Raw genomic sequence first — 4407 nt, 5'->3', positions numbered from 1 at the left:
GCGATGTCGTTGGTCTTCGAGGCCACTTCGCGCACCATCTGGGCGCCCATGTTCTCGAACTTGTCGGCGAGCTCGATCTCCTTGGCGACGGTGACGCCGTCCTTGGTGATGCGCGGAGCGCCGAAGCTCTTGTCGAGGACGACGTTACGGCCCTTCGGCCCCAGCGTCACCTTGACGGCGTTGGCGAGAATGTCGACGCCGCGCAGCATGCGCTCGCGTGCATCCGCGCTAAAACGGACTTCCTTGGCTGCCATTTTCTATTCCTCTTGGATGTTCTGTTGATTGGGATGAATGGGAAGGCGCTTAAGCGGCCTTCTTCATCGCGGCGGAACCTTCGATGATGCCCATGATGTCGGACTCCTTCATGATCAGGAGGTCCTCGCCATCGAGCTTGATCTCGGTGCCCGACCACTTGCCGAACAGGATGCGGTCGCCCTTCTTGACGTCGAGCGGAACCAGCTTGCCGCTTTCATCGCGGGCGCCCGGGCCAACGGCGACGATCTCGCCTTCCATCGGCTTTTCCTTGGCGGTGTCCGGAATGATGATGCCGCCCTTGGTCTTGCCTTCTTCTTCGACGCGCTTGACCACGACACGGTCATGGAGCGGACGGAACTTCATAGGTCTTCCTCCAGTATTCGCTATTGGGCTTGCGCGACCCACAGGGACCGCGCCGAATGACTTGCTATCAGCACTCTCCAGCGGCGAGTGCCAAAGGCGTGCTGGATTTAGGGTTGTTGGTGGAGTGAGTCAAGGTGAGCGCGAAAAGTCGCTTCGTACTAGCAGCAATCCGAGCATGGTGCTGCTAACCTATTGTTATACATGGCAAATATTGATTTTTTGCGAAGGCGGAGTGACTATTCCTTTACCTGTGTAGTGTCAAGGAGTGCTCAATGGACCGGAGTTTTGTTGCGCAGCTCAACGATTACCGGATCACGACAGCCGAAATCCTCTACTGGATGCCCGATCACAATCACGTCCTGCAAAGTTTCATCTGGCAGCACCTCGATCTGGCCCCCCGATTTCCGGCCCTCACCAAATTCCTCGACTACTGGGAGCGCAATATCGACGGCAGGCTGCACCGCGTGCGGGTGGCCAACGCCGCCCTGATCAAGCCTGCCGAATTCAAGTTTGCATCGGGCCTCTACGAGCTGCACTGAGCGCCTCGCCCGCAGCGACGCGGTTGCGTCGCTGCACGAACCTGACCTACCGTCCGCGCCGACGTCCACTTTGAAGGATCGGCGCCCCTCTCCATGGCTCAGAAAATCCAGCCGCCCGCCTCGTCGGGTTTCGACTCGCTGAAATGGCGCTGCATCGGCCCGTCGCGCGGCGGTCGTGTCGTGGCCGTCTCGGGCGACCCCGTGAACAGGATGGTGTTCTATTTCGGCGCCTGCGCCGGTGGCATCTGGAAGACCGAGGACGGTGGCGTGTTCTGGCGCAACGTGTCGGACGGCTATATGAGTTCGGCCGCCGTCGGCGCCATCGCCGTCGCGCCCTCGGATGCCAACGTGATCTACGCCGGCACCGGCGAAACCGAAATCCGGCTCGACGTGTCCTACGGCGACGGCATGTACAAGTCGACGGATGCCGGGCGCACCTGGAGCCATATCGGCCTGAAAGAGACCAAGTTCATCGGCGGCATCGTCGTGCATCCGACCGATCCCGACCTGGTCTATGTCGCCGCACTCGGCGACGTGTTCGGCCCCAACAAGGAACGCGGCGTCTATCGCTCGAAGGATGGCGGCAAGAACTGGCAGAAGGTTTTCTATCGCAGTGACGTTGCCGGAGCGGTCAAGATTTCGATGGACCGCAACAACCCGCGCATCCTGTTCGCCGCCGTCTGGGAGGCCAAACGCAACTTCTGGAACATCTCGAGCGGCGGTCCCGGCAGTGGCCTCTTCCGCTCCAAGGATGGCGGCGACAGCTGGGAAGAGGTCTCGAGCAAGACTGGCTTCCCCGAGCGGCCGCTCGGCAAGATCGGCGTCGCCGTCTCGCCGGTGAAGGCCGGCCGTGTGTGGGCGCTGGTCGAGGCCGAGGGTGACAAGACCGGGCTCTATCGCTCCGACGACTACGGCGAGCGCTGGGTGGCGATGTCGCACAATCGCGACCTGATGCACCGGCCCTGGTACTACACCCACGTCTTCGCCGACACCGGCCACGCCGACACCGTCTTCGTCACCAATCTGCAGATGTGGAAATCGACCGACGGCGGCGCGAACTTCAGCGAAGTCACCACGCGGCACGGCGACAATCACGATCTCTGGATCGATCCAAACGACGCCAGCCGCATGATCGAGGGCAACGACGGCGGCGCGAACATCTCGCTCAATGGCGGCGCGTCGTGGTCGACGGTCTACAACCAGAAGACCGCGCAGTTCTACCGCCTCGACATCGACAACCAGTACCCCTACCGGGTCTACGGCACGCAGCAGGACAACACCTCGATCTCGGTGCCGAGCGCCTCGGAATGGGGCGTCATCACGCTGGCCGACTGCACCTACCCCGGCACCGGCGAATCGGGCTTCATTGCCGTCGATCCGCGCAATCACAACGTCGTCTACATCGGCGCCATCGGCTCGAGCCCGGGCGGCGCCGGCGCACTGCAGCGCTACGATCATCGCACGCGCCAGATCCAGCTCGTGAATGTGTGGCCGGAGGAATCGACGGGCATCTCGCCCAAGGACCTGAAATACCGCTTCGCCTGGACCTTCCCCATCGTGTTCTCGCCGCACGACCCCGGCACGCTCTATGTCGGCGGCAACTGCGTCTTCCGCACCCGCAACGAAGGCATGGACTGGGAGAAGATCTCGCCCGACCTCAGCCTGAACGACCGCTCGCGCCAGCAGCATTCCGGCGGCGACATCACCCGCGAAAGCGCCGGCGCCGAAGTCCATGCCACCTGCGCCTGCGTTGTCGAATCGCCGCACCACAAGGGCGAGATCTGGGCCTCGACCGACGACGGCCTGGTGCACGTGACGCGCGACGACGGCAGGAAGTGGACGAACGTCACACCCAAGGCGCTGCCCAAGCTCGCCTATGTAGGCTGTGTCGAGCTTTCGGCGCACGATGCGCGGACGGTCTACGTCGCGGCCACGCGCTACAAGCTCGCCGACTACAATCCCTACCTGTTCAAGAGCAGCGACGGCGGCAAGAGCTGGAAGTCGATCAACGGCAACCTGCCCAAGGGCGAGATCACGCGCGTCCTCCGGGCCGACCCTGTCGCCAAGGGGCTGCTCTATGTCGGCACCGAGACCGGGGTGTTCTTCAGCCTCGACGACGGCGCGCACTGGACGCGCATGGCCGGCGGCTTTCCGATCGTGCCGGTCTATGACCTGAAGCTCAAGGACGCCGATCTGGTGGCGGCAACGCACGGCCGCTCGTTCTGGATTCTCGACGACGTGACCGGTCTGCGCGGATTGGCGAAAGGCGCCAAAGGCAACCAGCTGTTCACGCCGCGCACCGCGATCCGCACCAAGCTGCACTGGAGCGCCGGCGCCAACGTGCGCACCGGCATCGCCTATGGCCCCGCCTTCGGCATCGACGGCAGCACGGTGATGGTCGACAAGGAAGGCGGCGTCCGCGTGCGCGAGCATCTCGACGTCGGCGAGAACCCGCCGAATGGCGCCGTCGTCTATTACTGGCTGGCCGAGGACGCCAAGAAGCCGGTGACGCTTACCTTCCGCGACGGCTCGGGTCGCAAGATCGCGAGCTTCGCCAGCGACGACAAGGACGCCGCCCCGCATCGCAAGCCCGGCACCAAGCGTGGGCTGAACCGCTTCGTCTGGGACCTGAAGTATCCCGGCCCCACCAAGCTCGACTACTCGTTGGCACCGACGCGGCCGAAGCCGCTCGCGCCGGATCCCGACAATCCGCCGGGCCCCACGGTGGTGCCCGGCACCTACGGCGTCGATTTCACGGCGGACGGCAAGACCCGGTCGGCCAAGTTCGCCGTCGTGAAGGATCCCCGGCTGGCCACGACGCCCGAACAGTACGCCGCCCAGTACGCACTCCACCGGGAGCTGGTGGCGTCACTCTCCAAGCTCAAGTCGGCCGTCAACCGTTTGCGCAAGGCCAAGCGCCAGCTCGACGACATCGGCCAGCGCACCGGCAAGGGCCAGGCGGCCCTGCGCTCCAAGGCGATCGCCATCGGCCGCAAGCTGTCGGAGATCGAGAAGGTCATGGTCGATCCTCACCGCAAGTCGGTGCGCGACGTGCTGCGCAATCCGGCGGGCCTCAACGACACGCTGTTCGACATGGTCCAGATGACGACGGTCGGCGACGCCGCCCCGACCAGCCAGACACGCGAGGTCTCGCGCGAGGTCATCGCCAAGGTCGACAGCGAGGTGGCGAAGTTCGAAGCCTTGGCCAAAGGCGACATCGCCAAGCTGAACACCATGCTGGCCAAGGCTC

At 64.1% G+C, this 4407-nt stretch carries 4 protein-coding genes; 2 read left to right on the top strand and 2 right to left on the bottom strand.

Going from position 1 to position 4407, the window contains the following annotated elements:
- On the bottom strand, positions 1–254 hold a 254-nt coding region (locus EPO55_RS11290), incomplete at its 3' end, for a TCP-1/cpn60 chaperonin family protein (RefSeq protein ID WP_296336890.1).
- A gap of 49 nt (positions 255–303) precedes the next feature.
- Positions 304–618 (bottom strand): co-chaperone GroES, encoded by a 315-nt coding sequence (groES, locus tag EPO55_RS11285; RefSeq protein WP_296336889.1) that lies wholly within the window; start codon positions 616–618, stop codon positions 304–306.
- 272 nt (positions 619–890) lie between these two features.
- On the opposite strand from groES, the gene EPO55_RS11280 reads away from it, so the two are divergent.
- Both EPO55_RS11280 and EPO55_RS11275 read left to right on the top strand, forming a co-directional pair.
- The gene (locus tag EPO55_RS11280; RefSeq protein ID WP_296336888.1) at positions 891–1157 is read left to right on the top strand and encodes a hypothetical protein; all 267 of its coding nucleotides are present in this window, start codon (positions 891–893) and stop codon (positions 1155–1157) included.
- Positions 1158–1250: 93 nt separating this feature from the next.
- On the top strand, positions 1251–4407 hold a 3157-nt coding region (locus EPO55_RS11275), incomplete at its 3' end, for a hypothetical protein (RefSeq protein WP_296336887.1).

The sequence above is a fragment of the Reyranella sp. genome (assembly GCF_004296935.1).
Taxonomy (GTDB): Bacteria; Pseudomonadota; Alphaproteobacteria; order Reyranellales; family Reyranellaceae; genus Reyranella.
This window is presented reverse-complemented; position numbering and strand designations above follow the sequence as displayed.